Origin of the sequence: Treponema sp. OMZ 855, assembly GCF_024181145.1 — a bacterium.
In the GTDB taxonomy this organism is placed as follows: domain Bacteria; phylum Spirochaetota; class Spirochaetia; order Treponematales; family Treponemataceae; genus Treponema.
Genome location: NZ_CP051194.1, coordinates 2,100,970 through 2,118,532, shown reverse-complemented (window position 1 = coordinate 2,118,532; position 17,563 = coordinate 2,100,970). Strand labels below are relative to the sequence as shown.

Here is a 17,563-nt window from a genome sequence, read left to right as displayed (position 1 = left end):
GACACGATGGTGTTGCCGTAGAGTAAGTATGTGTTAAGTAGCGTCACAATGAACTTAGGGTTACAGAGGAAAGTCGGGGACGGGCAAGGTAATCGAAAGCGAATACTATGAGGTAAAATAGTGAAAAAATATTATCTTATCATATTCTTTTTTGGGGTAAGTATTTTTCTTATTACTGGTCAAGAAATTATAAAACCAGAAGATGCAGAAATAATTGCACGAGCGAAAGATTTTTATCTTAGTGGTAAAGATTTATCTGAATTAACAAAAACAGGATTAGCTGGGGATATATACGATGGAATATGCGTATTTAATTATTATGCATATTCAGCATTTGATATCAATAAAAAAAATGAATGGATTGAGTTTTTAGCGGAAGAAGATTTTGCATTTTTTGAGTGGGAGCTTTCACGTAAGCTAATAAATTCTGAAGAAGACAATGATAGTAAAATAAGAGCTTTATATTGGATTTTTTCTGCTGAAAAAGACGGAGAAAATAATGCAAAAATTTTTATTAAAAAAGAAAAGTTAGAAATTGAAAGTCCTTATCCTCAGTTGGGAAAAGATATTTACAAAAAAGAAAATAATAAAGTTCTAGATTATGAAATAGAAGTTTTAACCGATTATGCCTTGCGAGGAGGAAAGAAAGAAGCCTATAAACTTTATGAGTATTATTGGGATTATAAACATGACAAGCAAGAGGCAGTTTATTGGTTACGGATAGGGGCACAAAATAAAAATGAACAGTGTCAGTATGAATACGGGAAATATCTCCTTGCCAAAGGCAATGAGAATGACAAGATAAGGGGGCTTTTTTGGATAAAAAAAGCGGCTAAAAACGGATACAAAGAAGCAGAAAAAATAGTAGGAAAATTAAAAGAAAATGAAGAGTAATTATTTTTATTCGCAGCGTAACTATCTCATCTCTCGGACAGCGATTGCAGCAGAAAAACACCACTTAAACAAAACAGCAGCGGCAAAAAGATTGAAGCAGTATGGTGCAGCGGAGCCGACAGTCGTAGCTTCGGGCGTAAATAGGCGCTTTGTTCATTATTCCAAGGAAAGAATTAGAGCAAAATGAAAAAGATAAAATATTTATCAATGCTTTTTATGTTTGTAGAATTACTCATTGCATGTTCAAACCAAGAAAAAAGAATAAAAGATTTATGGAAAGTGGAAGATACTATAAATTACCAAAATTTTACGGATGATGAAAATAAAAAAATAGAAAACCTTCTAAATGCTTTTTCTTTGGAAGAAAAAATAGATAAGTTAAATTGGAATAGTGGATACTCTCAACAATGTTATGTATTAAGAAAACTATATTTTGAAAAAATTATTCCAAGGGGAGTTTTTCTGGATAGCTGTGCTTCTGTATACAAGCGATATGAAGCTAATCAAACTAATATTTCTTTTCATACTCTGGGATATGCAGTTTGTCTTTATTATTTGGGAGAAAGGAAGCAGGCTAATGAATTGTTTATAAAAATTTTAGATAAATCAACTGAGAAATATTTTGCTTCAAAAAGGGATTACGAAATAATAGTGACTGTATGTAGTAAATTGCTGGGAATAGACAATGGTAATAATCTAAAGATAGACGAGTTCTTTTTCAATATGACCGATGATGATATAATTAATATATTTTGCGGAAATTAAAAATAAAATTTTTTTATAGAATTGATAATTATTTAATATTGAGTATATAGTTAGTTATGCCTGGTGTTATGGTTTTCCTTGGTGATAATTGAAAGAGAAAAAGAACGATACATCTACATGTCCTTTAAATAGTTCGTATAGCACTTATAAGTATGCTGATACTTATGGAGATTAACTATGTCAAGAAAACTGAATATTTTTATACTTATTTTGATAACAATTTTGTGTATGTTGTTTCTTAAAAATATAAAAAATAATCCAACACTTGTTATAAAACATGAAGAATGCAGTGGTATGATGAATTCTCTTGATTGTGATGTTTTGATAGAAAAGAAGATAGGAGACGAGTATATTCTTTATAAAGAATATACGATTTTTAAATTTGAGATATTAGGGGATAGTTTTAATTACACAAGAAAAGACCTATCTCTTGCGGGTGGGGAAAGAATTGTTTTGTCAATGCAACCAATGAAATATCGTATAAAGTGCGTAACTCCATTTGATAAACAAAATGGATATTTAAATAAAAAACATGATTGGATTTCTGATTATGTATATGTGGATTTTACGCATGATTCTATCGCAACAATAGTTATAAATCCAAAAATTGATGCATTTGGTTATTCTGGGGGATGGGAATTAAGCATTAGTTATAAGTAAGATGAGTATAGTTTTGCTTCTATGATATAGTGTGTGAAAATAATGATGATATTGCGCAGAATGATAGTACTTTGATTTTGGCGTAGGGGCAGGTTTACAAGTAACTTGGAAAAAGGAGAAAGAATGAGTTCTGAAATAAAACTAAATTTGGTGGCATGTTTATGTATTTTAGTTGCAATTATCTTTGTAATTATGTTTGTTTTATTTGATAAAAAAATTGGGGGAAATGTTTTAAATACAAAAAGTTATAAAACAGAAACTTCTTTTTTTATCGCAGATAAGAATGGAAATCAAAGAGAAGTCTCAGAAGAAATTTGGAATAAAAGTTATAAAATTACAATTGTAACTTTTATTTTTCTATCGTTTGCTATGATATGTTTATTTTATTTTTTTCAAGATATATATTTATTCCAACTATGAAAAGAAATTTACAAATATTGATCTCTTTTTTTAGAAAAGTATGAATGTTATAAATATGCTGCAACTATTCAGTATCTAAAAACTAAGATATAGATAGAGTAGCATTCGAACGAATACGACACCTCCAGCGGTCGTGCTTGCTCATGAATTAACACAGAGACTTCACTATGCTGCAGGTTCGGGAGATAATAGGCATGATTCTTATACGGAAAATGTATTAAGGAGATAATTAGAGCATTATGAAAGGCTTAATCATTAAATATATATGTATCATTCTATGGTATTGGGTTACAGTGTCGATTCCCTGTTTCTCCGAAGAAACTTTTGAAAGGCAGTTGGAAAAAAATATTGAAAGGATAGGTATCGAAAATTATTATCTATTGGAAACTGTATATAGAGAACGACACGGTCCTGTACCCTCCATTGCTGTCTATTGTGATGGTGGATTTTATTCATTGTATGACACAGGATTGGAATATGAAAAGATAGGAAATAAACGGTATTTTTTTGATTATAAGGTTAATGATAGTATCAAGAAGCTTTCGACGGAGATAGCTGATAAAAATATGCCTCTCAATGATTTTATCAACACCTATTTAGCGAAAAATGAACATGATGAAAGCTATAGGATATCTGATTTTGGCTATGGTCCATTTTTATCGTCAGAAATGATGGAAACTATCTTGTTTGCCGCGCAGTATAGTTATGATTTTTTAATTTTAGCTGAGAACGGTTATGAACATGAGATAAAATTATATTTGCCGGATTCGTATGAATATGCTTTAAAATATTATGAGGAGATATACGGATTGAAAAAACAAAAGTAAAAACTTGCAAGTTTAAACGGTAATACTGCTTAACAATTGGCACGGATACCGTAGTTTTATATGATGGGGCGAATATGAATTACAATAGAATTAACGCTATAATAAGAATGGTCGTATGTAGTACGTTGTTAAATTAACTGCAAATGAATTGGGTTTAAGAATATATGACAACGGCATAAAAGAAGACGAGTCTCGTAAATTAATGGAGATAAAGATGCTAATTCTGAAATGATTCAAACAGATGGCTGTAAAATTAATACCGTAGGTGCTTTTAGATATCATATTCCACTAGAGGCTAGCCCGATAAATAAAGGAGAAAAGAACAAAGATATGAAAAGAAATCTTTTAATCGGTATGATTTTAGTGGGGACGATGATACTATTTTTACAAGGAGCACAATTACGAAGTTATATCGGTAAATGGAAGATTGACCGTATCTTTACTGTTAATGAAGACTATCATATTATCGGAAATTTAATAAAGAATGAAGCTTATGCATACATGGGAGTGATTATAGTATATGCATCGATATAATGTAACTATTGAACGAAATCGAATTTTGAACGGTTATTCTAACAAACTCATAACTATTGCAAAAAAAAATAATGTTAATTTAGATGATTTTTTTCAAAATTATAAAGGAATAGAAGGTCTTACTGTGAGTATGAAAACTATGTATTCTGTATCGCTTTGTATAGATCAAGTGCATGAAGTATCAATAAATTGCTATGGGTTTGACATAGGTATTTTTGATATAGATTGCTATTCATTTTCTTCAATATACAATGAAATAATTTTTTCATCTCACAATTATTTTTCAGCATATAAAAATCGACTGAATAGTTCTTTTCTTTTTTCAACATATTCTGATGCTTTTGATTTTTTACAGTATCATAAAAAAATAGATGATAGTATGCATGATATTGAGCACACTGAGTTGCTGAGTATTTATAGGGTACTAAAACCGAATTGGAAAGAATAACTAAGATGAAAAAAAAAGGTGAATGTTATTCTCCCGGTTGTATAATAAAAATAACCCCTAAAGATGCAAATATTATCGGTGAGATAGAATTCAATGCTATCTTATGATATACCATATACACATGCTGGTATAAAAACTTATTACCTCTGGAGGTGTAAAAGTGGAAGAAATAAAAATTATAGAAGGAATTGTAATTATGATGTTTATATTTCCGGCACTCGCCATAATGGTGGTGATCTTTCTTGCAGTTTTTACTCATATCTCTTTTCATCGCACAGGGCTTGCTTCTTTATTCTATGAAGAGGCTACAAAAGAAGGTGTGTTTTTTCCTAAAAATGCGGTCTCCAATGACGGACTCATATCATCTTCATGGGATAGAACCAGATTTATTATAAGATGGTGCTTAAAAGAAGAATATGCAAAAGAGGATTCAATACAAACGAAAGCGATAAAGCGAAAATTTTTTATTTTAAATATGATACAGCTGTTATGCTTTCCATTATCCTTAATATGGATTTTATTATGTTTAGTTACAATAGTTTTAACTTTTTTTCTTGTTTAGAAAGATATAAGGGCATCTCTAAAAACTCGGTTAGCTTTTAGAGATGCCCGACGAGTATTTTTTATAAATTTTTATACTGTAATAATTTATAAAAAATACATCGCAAATAAATCTAAGGGAAACCTCTAAAAACGGAAGTTTTTAGAGGTGCCCATAAGCATTGTGAAGGGGCTGCACAATATAGATATACCCCTAATGAAACAGTTGGTTTCACCTACGACTTAAATATAGGGCTTTACCATGCATATAGTTATGGGTTGTAAAAGTGAAAGAAATCAGTAAGATATGTGAGTGATGAAGCTGGAAATTTGACTGAAATATCTAAAGTTCATAGGTTTTGCAGTTTGATCATTTTGATTGTTGTGTTTAGATAGCTTACTTTTTATATATCTTATGTGTAAATATCTGCTATTGTAAAGTTGTGCGGTTTTTTGAACGATTGAGCAGAAAAGCGATGCCTTTTGGGAAGAGGCGGAGCAGATACAAGGAGAAAGAAGAATAAATAATATGCATGATGGAGGAGTTATAATATTAATTATAGTTGGATTAATTACATCTTTGCAGTTTGTTGTACGTTTCATAATTGAACCATTCGTAAAGAGTAAAGACGGAGAAAAAAATAAATATAGTAAAATAAAAATTTTATTAAGCGTTTTTTATTGTATATTTTTCTTGGTTTTATTATTTCTTGATTTAAAAGGATTCTTTGAATATAAATAACAAAAAATATAAAAATTAATGGTATTACTAAATCGGTTATAAAACCAATTAATGAATTTTATTTTTTTTGATAACTTGAAAGAAGAACCGGAAACTCTAATTTTAGATTTTAATCAGGATTAATGCACAGCAAGAATTCAATAAGCTTTTAGACTATATACGAACCAATCATATCACAAAAATAAGTACGTTTTGGGGCTGTTCCTAATATTTGTGTGTTTTCGCATTGTATTAAGAGTACAAAAAGAGTTATAAATATAAGCGGGTTTAATCCGGAATTTTAGAGGTGGGCATGGAAAAATATTTTTTATCTTCAGGTGAAAATAAACAATTGGAATATGTAAGAGAATGTGAGTATATACGATATATAAAATTTTCAACAGGGAAATTAGCAGTGATTGCAAAAATTAATGAACCTGTGCAATGGAAAGATGAAAAAGGGTTTCATGGATCTGAGTATGTTATTATTACATCACGACATGAGGGTTATGATATAAAGAACATAATATACTTTCCAACTTTTGTGTATGTAACTGTTTTAAAAAATAAAGATTATGATTTGATTGAAGAAATAGTAGCAGATGATTTAATTACAATTGGAATAGGAGAATTATATGAAACTTATGATAGAGCAAAAAATCATATATTTGATTAATTTTTTTTATATACTAATTTAAAAATAGGATCCTGTTGGAAAGATGCAAAAAAGATGTACTGAAGTAATGAGATTTTTGAGGAAAGTAAAGTTTACGTTAGCAGAAGAAAAGTTAAAGGCTTGTGAATTGTCAGCTGGGGCAATACTGCCTGATTCTTATTCTGATGGACATAGGGGGAGATTCGCAAATGAAGAATATAAATCACTTGATTAAGGGTGGTGTTCTTTTCCTGTTCTTTTTTACACAAACGCTTTATGCCGACATATCTTTTGATAAAGATAATGCTATGTATTATGAGAGCCTGAAAAACAACTATCGAATAGAGGGGTTATATATACAAAATAATACGTATTATGTGAAAGTTAAAGATAAGTGGTTAGTCTTTTACGAAGGTAGGTTGATAGGTGAATTTAATTATACAAGCCTCGTTGTAACAAAGAACGGTCTATTGGGAAAAAATAATACGTATACATTATTATCGAATGATTTAAAAGTATTACAAGATAATTTACTGTGGGCAAGTATAAACGATAACGGGATTATAATAAAAGAGAAGAATAAAGAGTTGTTGGCGATATCTCCTGATGGTTCAAAAAAGACTTTAAAGGGGTATGATTATGCTAAGATGTGTTCTAATGGGTTCTATATTGCATGGGAGGTTACAAGATTAATACCGCGATGGTTTTTATTAAATAGTAAAGGTAAAATGATTGAGTCAGCTGATACAAAAATAATAGAATTTGATGGAAAATTTTTTATTAAGAAGGATAATAAAATTATAGTGATAGAAAACTATAAAAAGAAAGTTCTTGATGAAAAATATAGTGATTTTATGGAGGGGAGAGAATATATATTTTTATTTAATAACGGTACAAAAAGATGGGAGGTGCATGACAGTAACCTTAATTATGTGCTTGAAATAGATTTGCCAAATATTTCAACTAGTATGGTTTGTCATAATATTTTTTTAATATATGATAGGCAAGCAGAGATATTGATAATGTATAAAATTGATACGCATACATCGATGATAATTGATGACTATCGAATAGGAGAAGACTATTTATTTATAAAATACGAGAATGCTTGGAAGAGAATTTATTAGTATTATTAAGTGTTATAATATTGATATTTATAGAAAATATTATTTCATTTCATGTATTGGAGTAGTAAAATGGCATTAGTTCATAATTTTTTTGTTATTTCTGATTTACGTGATGTTACTAATAAAATTAACAATCAATTGGATCTAAACTGTATGTCAGAACGGTATAAGCATGTCTCAATTCATGATGATATCATTATTTTTATTTTTAAAACTTTGAAATGGTTTAAATCAGAAAATGATACTAAAACGAAGGCAGCGAAAGGTCTTTTTTATTATGGTATTAGTCTAATTGAATCTGATAATTTGAATACTTTTCTTCACATAGTTGTCTTATGGAAAGAATTGTTCAAATTAGCTCCTGAGACGGATGTAATACCGGAATCTGGTTTTAGTAAAAAAGAAATTATATCACAAATTGAGAATTTAATTAGACTATTAGAATATGCAACTAAGAGTAATAAAATTGTTTTGCATTTGGGAATCTGAAATATTTAGAGTATTAATTCTGTACAGAAAAATTTTGAGGATCATTTTAAACGGGAACTTCTAAAAACTGAAAAGGTGGAAGAATAGAATGAATAGGCGTACTGCTCGGATTTGTTGTTATATTGCCTTAGTAGCATGTTTTATTGTAATTATATTGTATATAATTGGATATAGAGGAACCTATATTTTGTATTATCTCCTCGGCGCTATTGCTGGAGGAGGGATGTTTCCAACTTGTTATTTAGATTTCAAAAATGACTGTAACAACGATGACGTATCTCCTTCTAATATAAAAGGATTACTAACATCTGTCTTTGTTTTTATGATTTATTTTTTTATGTTAATTAAGTCATTGATTGGATAAATCAGAAATCATATGGTAATGAGCTCACGGTCGCTGAAATATATGCATTATATCCAGATGCTAGAGCTCAGGTACCATCTTTAGAATAGGAGTCTTTATGAAAAAACAAAAAATTATATTAATGATAGTTATATTTACGAATATGATACTATGGGCAAACAGTGTGGATATTGAAATTCATTTTGCTTTGAATAAAGGAAGTGAAATACGGAGTATTGATTCGAATATTGAAAAACTGGGAGAAAAATTATGAAGAAATTGTACCTAATCTTACTTTTTAGTATGTTTTTTGCTTTCACTCTTGCAGCACAGCCTTTGTCGTACGATTCTTTTACAAAAAAATACAAAGAAGCTGCGCAGTTGTATTATCAAAAACGATACGAATCTGCTTTGCAAATTCTTGATATTCTAGCGGCAGATGATTATGCACAGACTTATCCATCTGTTTTTCTTAGCAGGTCTTTAGTGTTATATTACATGGGAAGATATGATGAAGCAAAAATAGACATAGAAAAAGCTATTGCCTTTCAGCCTTATACATTGAAACTGCGCTTATGTCGTTCGATGATAAATATGGCTTTGAAAGAATATGAAGAAGCTTTAGCGGATATAAACTATTGCCTGGAAAAGAATCCTACATGGGCAGACGCTTATCATCAAAAAGGTTTAATATATCTGACTTTATCAAATTATTCCGAAGCTTTGGATAACTTCGATAACGCACTTGCAACCGCAAACGGCTCTTACAAGCCGGAGTATTTTTCTGACAGAGGTTTTGCGTATTATTATTTGCACTATTTTGAAAAAGCAAAAGATGATTTTCTTCATTCACTGACACTTACAGAAAACGATAATGTATATTTATGCCTTATAGATGTTTGCTATAAATTACAGCAATATGACGAAGGTATTAAATATGCAAATATTCTCATAAAACAAGGACGGCGCGTTGAATCTGCAATAATAGACCGCGCATATATTTATCTTGTACAAAAGCGCTATGACGAAGTAAAAGCAGACTTAGATTTAATCGAAAAATCATGTGAAAATCTTAGTTCATATCATAAGGTAAAAGCAGTCTATGCTATATTAACAGGCGATAAAGCTTCTGCAATTGAAGCAGTTGATAAAGCTTATATATTAAATTCACAAGACAAAGATATTTTGATATTGAGGGAAGCGTTGAGTACAGATGAAATTGATATTCGTAAGATCGTAAATTTGCTAATAGATTTTAGCTATACTTTTTAACTTACATTATTTTCTCACAGAATGAGTTACGGCCGTATGTGAGGAATAAACAGAAATAGGGAAGGTAGTACCCCGGACAGCGATTCCCGTTCCTTTATGAGGTTATGTGCGATACAATCCCAATAAAAATCCGTACCAATATTCAGTATCTTATTCACCGAATTTATTAAAGTAGCCTTGAATAAAAATGATCGGTGTCCCTTTATCGCCGCTGCCGGAGGTAAGGTCGCACAGCGAACCGATTAAGTCGGTTAATTGGCGAGGGGTCGTTCCTTGGGCTTCTTTTTGATCAATTTGTGACGAACAGGCATTTTTCTTATGCTCGCTGATGTAGGTAACCATTGCTTGGTACTGTTCTTTATCGGACAAATCCTTAAAGTTGTTGTCTGCAAGGTATTTCAGCTTTACCTCATGCGGTGTGCCGGATAATCCTGCGGTAAAGCCCGGCGACACAACAGGATCGGCAAGCTCCCAAATCTTTCCGACAGGGTCTTTAAAAGCTCCGTCTCCGTATACCATCACTTCAACCGTTTTGCCGGTTTTTTCTTTAAGCATCAGTTGAATTTTTTCTACCAATGTTTGGCAATCATTCGGAAAGAGCTTGACGGAATCTTCCGTTGCCTTATTCGAACCGAGTAGACCGTATGCACTGTTGTATCCGCTGCCGTTAACCGATCGGGAAAGCACATCGTCAAGCCCGTACACACAAACTGCCCCGCGCTCTTTTAATCGCCGTTTTGTATTTGCCCGTGTGTGGATATCGCAGACAAGCACGTGTTTTGTTGCGGAAAGAACAGCGCACGGATCATTTGCCAATAGGATAGAAGATTGTGCATTGTATTTTTTGATGATTGAGTTATAAAAAGCGATATAATCGATACCCGTAAACGGGTGTTTATATGCCCCAAAGCGCTGCGTAAACTCCTCAGCTGTAAAAGTATCCTGCCAAGGATTTACCGCCTCCGCTTTACCCGTATCAGGATCCATCAGTCGGTTTCCAACCTCGTCGGAAGGATAGCTTAGTACAAGTGTCAGTCTGTTTCCTGCCTTTGCGATACCCTCCAAACAGATTGCAAAACGGTTTCTGCTTAGGATAGGAAATACCAAACCGATATGTTCGCTGCCGAATTTTTCCCGTATATCGGCGGCAATCTGGTCGGTAGAAGCGTAATTTCCTTGAGCCCGGGCAACAACAGATTCCGTTACGGCGAGGATATCCCGATCGTGAATGGAAAAGCCTTCCGTTTCCGCCGCCGACAAGAGCGTATCAACCGCTATTGCGGCAATATCATCTCCGGCATGTACAATGGGTGCTATCAATCCCCGCGAAACCGTTCCGACCTTCTGAGGCATAATTTCTCTCCTTAGGATACTCCTGAGCGCACTCGGTTATTGGGAGTATCCTTCCGTTTTATTTTAACCGGGCGGCAGCTGTTTCGGCTTTTGCCCTGCTTGGATATAACTCTACACAAGAGCGTTGCAGCCAGCCATCCGTAAGGTGTACCCACAGTTCGCTCTCCGAATCTCTTGATACGAATTGCGTCCCTGTTACTTCGTATATTTCTTTCCGCCGAGCATGGTTGACAATGATACCGTTTGCCCCCGGACTATCTTTTAATGAGATATAGGTTTCGACAATAACGGCAAACCGGTCGGCATCATTTACGGCTGAATCAGGCGGCAGTATGATAGAATCCAGTGTTGCACGATTAGTACAGGAGAATAAGGCCAAACAGGAAAAAAGGCACAACACAACAATGCGGCATACCGCGCCCAAGCCGCTTCGTATCACATTTTTCACAATTATAACTGATAAAATTTCCGGAGCTCGGGAATAAACAGCGCATCTGACGGAACTATCGGAATATTCTGCATCTCGTCAATCGAAAACCATTTTAATTCGGAGTGTACCGAAGAAACACACGTTTGATTTTCTGGAATGATTACTTCGTATGCAAAAAGATCAAAATTACGGTGTTCATTTTGAAAATGTTTACGCGCAATAAACCGTCCGACGGATACGCGGACGGCAAGCTCTTCTTCATACTCGCGGATTAATGTCTGCTCGTGTGTTTCTCCTTCTTCACACTTTCCTCCCGGAAATTCCCAATGCTCTCCGACATCGCCGCCGGGTGTGCGCAAGCCAAGCAGAAATTTGTTATCCTTCCGGACTATGCCTACTACGGATTGGCGCATAGGCTATAAGAACAGTACCTGCGAAAAAAGCAGGTGAGTAACACCGGCAAACAGGCAGAAAAAGCCTATCGGCTGTTCAAAGTTAAGAATACGAGCCAAAAACGGCGGCAGTGTCAGCTGATTTTCGGATGCTTTAATCCAACGGTCAAAGAATACGATGCTGCCAAGGATGCCCGAAAGCGCGGGGATAATATCGCCGACCAACGGTACGTTTCCTGTAACGGGGCTGAGAAGTTTAAATACGGCCGAAATACCTGAAAAAATCAGCAACACCAGCAAAAACGTCGGATCGTTGAGGAGAGGATATTTAATGCCGAAATCCTCTTTATCTTTTGCAGAAAGGAGTAAAATCCCCCCCATCATAAGATTGGTGGTGACGGAAAGAAAATAGAATGGTAACATATATGTGCCCCCCGTAACGCATGATAAGCGCTTTTAATAGAATATCGTATTTATAAAAAAAAAGCAATTCATACCTACGCATTCATCGGTACAGAACACATCATAATCGAGGGCTTGACCTAAAATGGAATTTCCTTCATAATCGCATTGTTGCCTTTGGGGGTGTAGCTCAGTTGGCTAGAGCGCTTGCATGGCATGCAAGAGGTCAGGGGTTCAATTCCCCTCACCTCCAAATAAAATCAACAACCCCGGCGCAGAGCAGCGGAGTGTTAAACCCTCCACACAAATAAAAAGAAGGTAGGCAGAGAACCGCGTATGGATATATCAAATCTTGATCCTGATCTTGCAGCCTTATTGGAAGATATTCCTGTAGCGCCTTCTGCTTCTGCCCCATCGCTTGACCTGTTTGGTGATATCGGTGACGATATCCTTTTATCCGCTTCACCCGAAGCGTCCGGCGGTTCGGAACCGAGTCCTGCCCGTGTTGATCTTACCGTTAAAGCTTTTCCTAAAATCGAACATTTTTATAATGAAACTCCTCATACCTATTTCGATTCGGCGGATTTTTATAAAAAAGTCCTAAAGAATTGCGGCGAGGCTTCCCAGCGTTTGCATAATACGCTTACCAAATATCTTACCACACGCGATCAAAAAGACCGTACCGTGTATCGGCAACAGCTCGTCACAAATTATTGGCAGTTTATTTCCGTGCTTGTGTTAAAGTTACCGACAGATGAATCCGCAATCGAAAAAAAATATGCATTACGGTACGGACTCATTTTGCCGACGCTTTTAACCGCTGAACAAAAAGATACGTTTGCAAAGATTATCGATGAAAATTCCTACAATGAACCCGTTTATTACCTTGATGAGTGGTTCCATGATATTGCCGTCGGATTGATTAATCCTTCTTCCACTGATGAGGTACGGACAAAACAAAAGAACATTTCGACTCAGTTTCAGCAACTGCTCAATAAGGCACAGGGTAAATTGCAAAGTGCGGAAAATTTACTCCGTGCAAAATCGGATGAACGCTCCAGTGCGGAAGAACTGCTCAAAAATCAAGTCCATGAGTTGTTTGTGCATGACAGTCTTGCGGGTTTTGCAGGAATAAAAGAGCCGTTTACCGAAATACAGAAGCGCAATGTGAGCGATCTGAGCGATGGTATTCGGCGGATTCTTGCGCTGGATAAAGAATTGACCAACTTCTTGAATGAATATCGCCGAGTCGATGAAGATGTCCGCTTGTTAAAAGAAAAAATCGAGGTGAGCGGCGACGGCGAGTTGAATGTCTCCGATGTAAATACGGAGCTGGAAACCGTCCGGCAAATGGTTAAGATGACCTGCGGACGGCAGGGTAATCACTTCCCTATTTTATCTCGTGAATTCTTCCGATGTACACCGAACGAAATTGGTATTAGAGAAAACGTATTGGAGATTATGCGCTGGATTGAAAGCATTGACTGCGAAGCGTATTGCCGCCAGTACCGCTCTCAGCTGAATAGAATCCCTCCGTTCGTGGTGCTTATTCCTTCTTACGGTGATATCGGTTTTTGCTGGGAACCCTTTGACCGGTATAACCGCGTAACCAGCCGCGGGCGTATTGCCATTCCGATGTATACAAAAAATTTGAAAAATGCACTGTTAACGGCTACAGCCGACCTTCGATGGCAGGTTGCAAAGGAAAAGGCTTCATACTATTGGATGGAAGAAGGTTTAACCGGTAATTACTATCAATGGTTCCAAGCTCAAAAATTGAAAGGCGACGTAAAAGAATACTTTATTGAAGACTACCTCATCTGGATGACTAAAGAAAGCGAAGGAATACAGAAGCTCGATAAAGAAGTACGCAACGTATTCTGGCGTTATATGCCGTTCAGCAAGGCTGTTAAGGAAGAGTTGAAAACCCGCGCACCCATTTATCAAGAGCTGTGCCAAAAAGATTTAAACCGCCAGATGTCCGACGGTTATTAATCCCGGTTTTGACTGCTTATTTTTTGTTATTTAATCCGTACTTATTCATTATTTTCTTCATGATCTTACCGTAAAAGAAAAACGATAATAGAATACCGGCAATAACCGAGAAAGGCAGTGCCGCTAAAATACTTTCATTTACAAATTTTGCCAGCAAGATAATGATTGCAGCACATACTGCGCTGCATCCGGCGATAAGTACGAGCGTTACCAATGTTCCGATAATTAAAAAAAGAATAATATTCCGCATTTATTCCCCGTCTTTTGACGCAGCCGGAGTTTTACTTTTGCCTTTCCATTCTTGTATGAAAAGTGCAATAAATAAACCTGCCCCGCATATCACAATAGCGGAATCTGCGACATTAAATGTCGGCCAGCGTTCCAAACCGAAAAGACCGAAAAATTTAACATCGATAAAGTCCACAACACCTTCCGCCCTAAAAAAACGATCAAGCAAATTGCTTATTCCGCCGCCGATAACGCCGCTTAAAAACCAGCGCTGCAGCCGTGGAAATTCCGATTTAAAATAGACTACGCAGATACCGGCAATAAAGCAGGCAGGGATGCAGGCCATTACGATAAAACGCATAACGGACGAAAGTCCGCTTCCGAGACTGAACGCCGCTCCGGTATTGTAAACACAGACAATCCGTATGAAGTCTCCGAAAAAAGAAGCCCCCACAGACCACGGAGCAATCGATGTAATAATCAGCCATTTGGTTAATTGATCAAATGCAATAACCGCAAAGGTTAGTATCAGCGGTAAAAAGTAATCTCGTTTGTTTTTGATATTCATCGGCACAGTATAGTGGAATTTTTCCGAAAGGTCTACAAACTTTATCGGAATAGAGAAAAAGCCGATACATAATAAGGAAGGTTGTTATGATTTGTATCTATTTTGAAATTCCTTATGAACGGCAGCTTTTGAGAATTGCTCCGTTTGAAATACAAAAATTATTGAATACCATCGCGGAATCGGCCGAAGCCAACGGGGCATCATCATTTAAAGTTGCCTGTGCCTCAATTTACCGCTTTAGCAGCCATGAAGTTGCTCCGGTGTTTTCCGCTAATTTATTTTTGCAGAATTTAGCCGATTTACTGCGTGTCTATAAAAGGCGGGTGGTAGATTACCGAATTATTATCGATTGCTGTGAAGAAACGGATTCTGAGGATGTTATTGCAGATCATTTTGCTGCTTACAGGAGTGTGCTTGTGCCGAGCCGCAGTTTTTTTGCTTCCGCGCAAGCAGAACGGCTTTTAAAATCCTATATCCGGTTTGAATATGTGCCTAAAGTTAAACTTTACTACAGTGCGGATTTTATCGTACCGAAAACGGATCACGCCGAAACGGCGGAATCCCAATGCTGTATCTACCTCTCGAATACCGGTACGTGGATACATGCGCTGTATCATTTTATGCTGACTCATCCTCTGACGGAGCACGCGGTAAAGGCCGCACTTTCAAAAGATGAACAAGCGCAATACGAGAACGCAAAACATGTGCAGTATTATTTCCGCCGGAACCGGTTTTGTTCAAATTATCCCGATTATTTTATTGACGCATTTTTATTATATACACGCCTCTATTTTCAGGTCTTTGTAAAAAGTTATCATACTACCGAATTAACGGTTATATATACCGAAAAAAATGCGGAGGCGGCGAATCATCTCATCGGTGTACTCCCCATTACCGCTCATTCAAAGCTTATGCCGGAAAAATCGATGGCATTTGACGGCTTATCGGTTGATTTTTTGCAACTTGCGTATCTTACGATATGTGCTTCTGTGTTTATCTTTGACGATGAAATGCCGGAATTTTTTCTTTCGCTGCATAAAAGCGCTCCGTTTATTACGAGTTTGTATGAATGGATGTATGCAGTCGGTATTACCGAAGTAAAAAACGATATATGCTCGGTAACCCCATACGCTGTCGAGCGATTGGAGCAGTGGCTTGGAACAGAAAAGAATAAGGCGAAACAGTATATAGCCGATTTCCTATGGGATAAATATAAAAAGGGAATGTTATGTCCCGATGAGAACCTGAAAGATATTTTTGGCGCGCTTCAATTTATTCCGGAAGATCAATTTATGCTGCATTATTTCTTCCACAAGTACTCGGATAAGGAAATACCTCAGATTGATATCAGTCCCTTTAAGTCTACGGTTTTTTTCCCCGCTCTCGAAAGCTATCAAAAAGCATTAAAAATCAGTAAACAAAAAAATATTAACGAAGCGGTTTATGCGGTAAAAAAAGCGGTCAGCTCAGTTCAAGCGCATACCTTTCCTGCAGGTGAATATCGTGCGCTTTCCTGTGTGGCCTTTCTGCATTTGTCTCAAAATAAAATAGAGGACGCCATAACATATTTTCAATATGCGCTTGATATTGCCGAAGCGCTGAACGACAGCAGTTTTATATGTGAGGCATTGTTTAACCTCAGTATCAGTTGCTTTTTACAGAATAGTTTACATACTGCCGAAAATTTTCTCGGCCGGCTCTTAGAGGATGCAGAGCGTTATTTTGAACAGCCTAAAAAAATACCGTGCTTGTTTATGCAGGGGAGAGTCGCATTGCAATTAGGTGATTACGGCAAAGCGGAGCTTTTATTTCAAGAGGCGGAAAAAGCAGCTTCGAAGCACTTCCAAGAATGGGCGCCCCTTTGTAGGATTTGGTATGCAAGAGCATTATCCCAAAAGGGACAAACAAGCAAGGCGCAGCCGATCTTTATTGCAAACCTCGATAAGTCTCCCGATGCCCGTTTATTTTTGATCGAATCATTTTTATTTGCTCCTATTCTTCGCGATGAACGTGCGCAGATACAAGTGAGTCCCGAAACATTTACCGCTGTGCTTGAGCCGTACCAAAGCGGTTTTGTACTTGCAGAGGAATTGGTCTGGGGGCATCTATACGGTAAGCCGGCAATGCAAATATGCTACGCCGCTCTTGACAGCTATTACCGCTTTAGACTTGCTGCGAACTCATTGGAAGAATCTGCGTCGGCATATTTGCAAAAACTTGAGGACACTGCACGGGATGCGCTTAAAAATCATGATATGTATGCTTCGATATATTCGTATCTTTGCTACGATGCAATTCTCCGCCAAGAGGGAAATACATCCGATACCGCAAACGGATATTTAAGCCGTTCGTTTAAAGCGCTGCAAAACTGTATGGATACGATGACGGAGAATACGGTGCGTGATAAGTTTATTTTTCGTAATGTGTGGAACGCCAAACTCTATGCTGCGGCGCAAAAGAATAAATTGATTTAAAATTGCCGCTTTTGCAAATTGAAATA

Annotated in this window: 23 protein-coding genes and 1 tRNA gene; 18 read left to right on the top strand and 6 right to left on the bottom strand. The window is 36.1% G+C overall.

Going from position 1 to position 17,563, the window contains the following annotated elements:
- The first annotated feature begins 120 nt into the window (after positions 1–120).
- The 15 genes from E4N65_RS09580 to E4N65_RS09510 all read left to right on the top strand — a co-directional run bounded on the left by E4N65_RS09580 (position 121) and on the right by E4N65_RS09510 (position 9,695).
- On the top strand, positions 121–894 hold the full coding sequence (locus E4N65_RS09580) for an SEL1-like repeat protein (RefSeq protein ID WP_044015066.1): 774 nt from the start codon (positions 121–123) through the stop codon (positions 892–894).
- Positions 884–1,081: a hypothetical protein gene (locus tag E4N65_RS09575; RefSeq protein WP_044015068.1), complete on the top strand. Its 198-nt coding sequence runs from the start codon at positions 884–886 to the stop codon at positions 1,079–1,081. The genes E4N65_RS09580 and E4N65_RS09575 overlap by 11 nt, the downstream gene beginning before the upstream one ends.
- Positions 1,078–1,659, top strand: a complete 582-nt coding sequence (locus E4N65_RS09570) for a hypothetical protein (RefSeq protein WP_253673000.1) — start codon at positions 1,078–1,080, stop codon at positions 1,657–1,659. Before E4N65_RS09575 ends, E4N65_RS09570 begins: the two co-directional genes overlap by 4 nt.
- Before the next feature lie 177 nt (positions 1,660–1,836).
- Entirely contained in the window at positions 1,837–2,319 is a 483-nt protein-coding gene (locus E4N65_RS09565) for a hypothetical protein (RefSeq protein WP_044015071.1), read from the top strand.
- A 123-nt stretch (positions 2,320–2,442) separates the two neighbouring features.
- Positions 2,443–2,739, top strand: a complete 297-nt coding sequence (locus tag E4N65_RS09560; protein WP_253672999.1) for a hypothetical protein — start codon at positions 2,443–2,445, stop codon at positions 2,737–2,739.
- A gap of 239 nt (positions 2,740–2,978) precedes the next feature.
- A complete protein-coding gene (locus E4N65_RS09555) occupies positions 2,979–3,566 on the top strand; it encodes a hypothetical protein (RefSeq protein ID WP_253672998.1) in 588 nt (195 codons plus the stop codon).
- 228 nt (positions 3,567–3,794) lie between these two features.
- Positions 3,795–4,100: a hypothetical protein gene (locus E4N65_RS09550; protein ID WP_044015076.1), complete on the top strand. Its 306-nt coding sequence runs from the start codon at positions 3,795–3,797 to the stop codon at positions 4,098–4,100.
- Positions 4,087–4,548, top strand: a complete 462-nt coding sequence (locus tag E4N65_RS09545; RefSeq protein WP_253672997.1) for a hypothetical protein — start codon at positions 4,087–4,089, stop codon at positions 4,546–4,548. The genes E4N65_RS09550 and E4N65_RS09545 overlap by 14 nt, the downstream gene beginning before the upstream one ends.
- Before the next feature lie 160 nt (positions 4,549–4,708).
- Positions 4,709–5,110 carry a hypothetical protein gene (locus tag E4N65_RS09540; protein ID WP_044015078.1) on the top strand — a complete coding sequence of 134 codons (402 nt, stop codon included), beginning with the start codon at positions 4,709–4,711 and terminating at the stop codon, positions 5,108–5,110.
- Between the two features lie 507 nt (positions 5,111–5,617).
- Entirely contained in the window at positions 5,618–5,830 is a 213-nt protein-coding gene (locus E4N65_RS09535) for a hypothetical protein (protein WP_044015080.1), read from the top strand.
- Between the two features lie 292 nt (positions 5,831–6,122).
- Positions 6,123–6,485: a hypothetical protein gene (locus E4N65_RS09530; protein WP_253672996.1), complete on the top strand. Its 363-nt coding sequence runs from the start codon at positions 6,123–6,125 to the stop codon at positions 6,483–6,485.
- 188 nt (positions 6,486–6,673) lie between these two features.
- A complete protein-coding gene (locus tag E4N65_RS09525; protein WP_253672995.1) occupies positions 6,674–7,591 on the top strand; it encodes a hypothetical protein in 918 nt (305 codons plus the stop codon).
- Between the two features lie 69 nt (positions 7,592–7,660).
- Entirely contained in the window at positions 7,661–8,080 is a 420-nt protein-coding gene (locus tag E4N65_RS09520; RefSeq protein ID WP_253672993.1) for a hypothetical protein, read from the top strand.
- Positions 8,081–8,541: 461 nt separating this feature from the next.
- The gene (locus E4N65_RS09515) at positions 8,542–8,697 is read left to right on the top strand and encodes a hypothetical protein (RefSeq protein WP_253672991.1); all 156 of its coding nucleotides are present in this window, start codon (positions 8,542–8,544) and stop codon (positions 8,695–8,697) included.
- Positions 8,694–9,695, top strand: coding sequence for a tetratricopeptide repeat protein (locus E4N65_RS09510; protein WP_253672989.1), 1,002 nt, complete (start codon positions 8,694–8,696; stop codon positions 9,693–9,695). Before E4N65_RS09515 ends, E4N65_RS09510 begins: the two co-directional genes overlap by 4 nt.
- 150 nt (positions 9,696–9,845) lie before the next feature.
- Here the strand turns inward: E4N65_RS09510 and E4N65_RS09505 are convergent, their stop codons facing one another.
- From E4N65_RS09505 to E4N65_RS09490, 4 genes are read right to left on the bottom strand one after another with little or no spacing between them, the layout of a single operon-like run.
- Positions 9,846–11,048: a coenzyme F420-0:L-glutamate ligase gene (locus E4N65_RS09505; protein ID WP_253672987.1), complete on the bottom strand. Its 1,203-nt coding sequence runs from the start codon at positions 11,046–11,048 to the stop codon at positions 9,846–9,848.
- 58 nt (positions 11,049–11,106) lie between these two features.
- Positions 11,107–11,496, bottom strand: coding sequence for a class II glutamine amidotransferase domain-containing protein (locus E4N65_RS09500; RefSeq protein ID WP_253672986.1), 390 nt, complete (start codon positions 11,494–11,496; stop codon positions 11,107–11,109).
- Between the two features lie 2 nt (positions 11,497–11,498).
- Positions 11,499–11,891, bottom strand: coding sequence for a (deoxy)nucleoside triphosphate pyrophosphohydrolase (locus E4N65_RS09495; RefSeq protein ID WP_253672985.1), 393 nt, complete (start codon positions 11,889–11,891; stop codon positions 11,499–11,501).
- Positions 11,892–11,894: 3 nt separating this feature from the next.
- The gene (locus tag E4N65_RS09490) at positions 11,895–12,293 is read right to left on the bottom strand and encodes a hypothetical protein (RefSeq protein WP_253672984.1); all 399 of its coding nucleotides are present in this window, start codon (positions 12,291–12,293) and stop codon (positions 11,895–11,897) included.
- Between the two features lie 158 nt (positions 12,294–12,451).
- Here E4N65_RS09490 and E4N65_RS09485 point away from each other — a divergent pair.
- Both E4N65_RS09485 and E4N65_RS09480 read left to right on the top strand, forming a co-directional pair.
- Positions 12,452–12,525, top strand: a tRNA-Ala gene (locus tag E4N65_RS09485).
- Positions 12,526–12,608: 83 nt separating this feature from the next.
- The gene (locus tag E4N65_RS09480) at positions 12,609–14,267 is read left to right on the top strand and encodes a hypothetical protein (protein ID WP_253672983.1); all 1,659 of its coding nucleotides are present in this window, start codon (positions 12,609–12,611) and stop codon (positions 14,265–14,267) included.
- A gap of 16 nt (positions 14,268–14,283) precedes the next feature.
- On the opposite strand, the gene E4N65_RS09475 is transcribed toward E4N65_RS09480, so the two are convergent.
- Both E4N65_RS09475 and lspA read right to left on the bottom strand, forming a co-directional pair.
- Positions 14,284–14,517 (bottom strand): hypothetical protein, encoded by a 234-nt coding sequence (locus E4N65_RS09475; protein WP_253672982.1) that lies wholly within the window; start codon positions 14,515–14,517, stop codon positions 14,284–14,286.
- Positions 14,518–15,063, bottom strand: coding sequence for a signal peptidase II (gene lspA, locus E4N65_RS09470; protein ID WP_253672981.1), 546 nt, complete (start codon positions 15,061–15,063; stop codon positions 14,518–14,520).
- Positions 15,064–15,149: 86 nt separating this feature from the next.
- Here lspA and E4N65_RS09465 point away from each other — a divergent pair, with 86 nt between their 5' ends.
- Entirely contained in the window at positions 15,150–17,537 is a 2,388-nt protein-coding gene (locus E4N65_RS09465; protein ID WP_253672979.1) for a tetratricopeptide repeat protein, read from the top strand.
- Positions 17,538–17,563 lie beyond the last annotated feature (26 nt).

Coding starts and splice junctions, on each gene's coding strand:
- E4N65_RS09575 (WP_044015068.1), top strand. CDS start 884: ATGAAGAGTAATTATTTTTATTCGCAGCGTAACTATCTCATCTCTCGG.
- E4N65_RS09570 (WP_253673000.1), top strand. CDS start 1,078: ATGAAAAAGATAAAATATTTATCAATGCTTTTTATGTTTGTAGAATTA.
- E4N65_RS09565 (WP_044015071.1), top strand. CDS start 1,837: ATGTCAAGAAAACTGAATATTTTTATACTTATTTTGATAACAATTTTG.
- E4N65_RS09560 (WP_253672999.1), top strand. CDS start 2,443: ATGAGTTCTGAAATAAAACTAAATTTGGTGGCATGTTTATGTATTTTA.
- E4N65_RS09555 (WP_253672998.1), top strand. CDS start 2,979: ATGAAAGGCTTAATCATTAAATATATATGTATCATTCTATGGTATTGG.
- E4N65_RS09550 (WP_044015076.1), top strand. CDS start 3,795: ATGATTCAAACAGATGGCTGTAAAATTAATACCGTAGGTGCTTTTAGA.
- E4N65_RS09545 (WP_253672997.1), top strand. CDS start 4,087: ATGCATCGATATAATGTAACTATTGAACGAAATCGAATTTTGAACGGT.
- E4N65_RS09535 (WP_044015080.1), top strand. CDS start 5,618: ATGCATGATGGAGGAGTTATAATATTAATTATAGTTGGATTAATTACA.
- E4N65_RS09530 (WP_253672996.1), top strand. CDS start 6,123: ATGGAAAAATATTTTTTATCTTCAGGTGAAAATAAACAATTGGAATAT.
- E4N65_RS09525 (WP_253672995.1), top strand. CDS start 6,674: ATGAAGAATATAAATCACTTGATTAAGGGTGGTGTTCTTTTCCTGTTC.
- E4N65_RS09520 (WP_253672993.1), top strand. CDS start 7,661: ATGGCATTAGTTCATAATTTTTTTGTTATTTCTGATTTACGTGATGTT.
- E4N65_RS09515 (WP_253672991.1), top strand. CDS start 8,542: ATGAAAAAACAAAAAATTATATTAATGATAGTTATATTTACGAATATG.
- E4N65_RS09510 (WP_253672989.1), top strand. CDS start 8,694: ATGAAGAAATTGTACCTAATCTTACTTTTTAGTATGTTTTTTGCTTTC.
- E4N65_RS09505 (WP_253672987.1), bottom strand. CDS start 11,048: ATGCCTCAGAAGGTCGGAACGGTTTCGCGGGGATTGATAGCACCCATT.
- E4N65_RS09495 (WP_253672985.1), bottom strand. CDS start 11,891: ATGCGCCAATCCGTAGTAGGCATAGTCCGGAAGGATAACAAATTTCTG.
- E4N65_RS09490 (WP_253672984.1), bottom strand. CDS start 12,293: ATGTTACCATTCTATTTTCTTTCCGTCACCACCAATCTTATGATGGGG.
- E4N65_RS09480 (WP_253672983.1), top strand. CDS start 12,609: ATGGATATATCAAATCTTGATCCTGATCTTGCAGCCTTATTGGAAGAT.
- E4N65_RS09475 (WP_253672982.1), bottom strand. CDS start 14,517: ATGCGGAATATTATTCTTTTTTTAATTATCGGAACATTGGTAACGCTC.
- lspA (WP_253672981.1), bottom strand. CDS start 15,063: ATGAATATCAAAAACAAACGAGATTACTTTTTACCGCTGATACTAACC.
- E4N65_RS09465 (WP_253672979.1), top strand. CDS start 15,150: ATGATTTGTATCTATTTTGAAATTCCTTATGAACGGCAGCTTTTGAGA.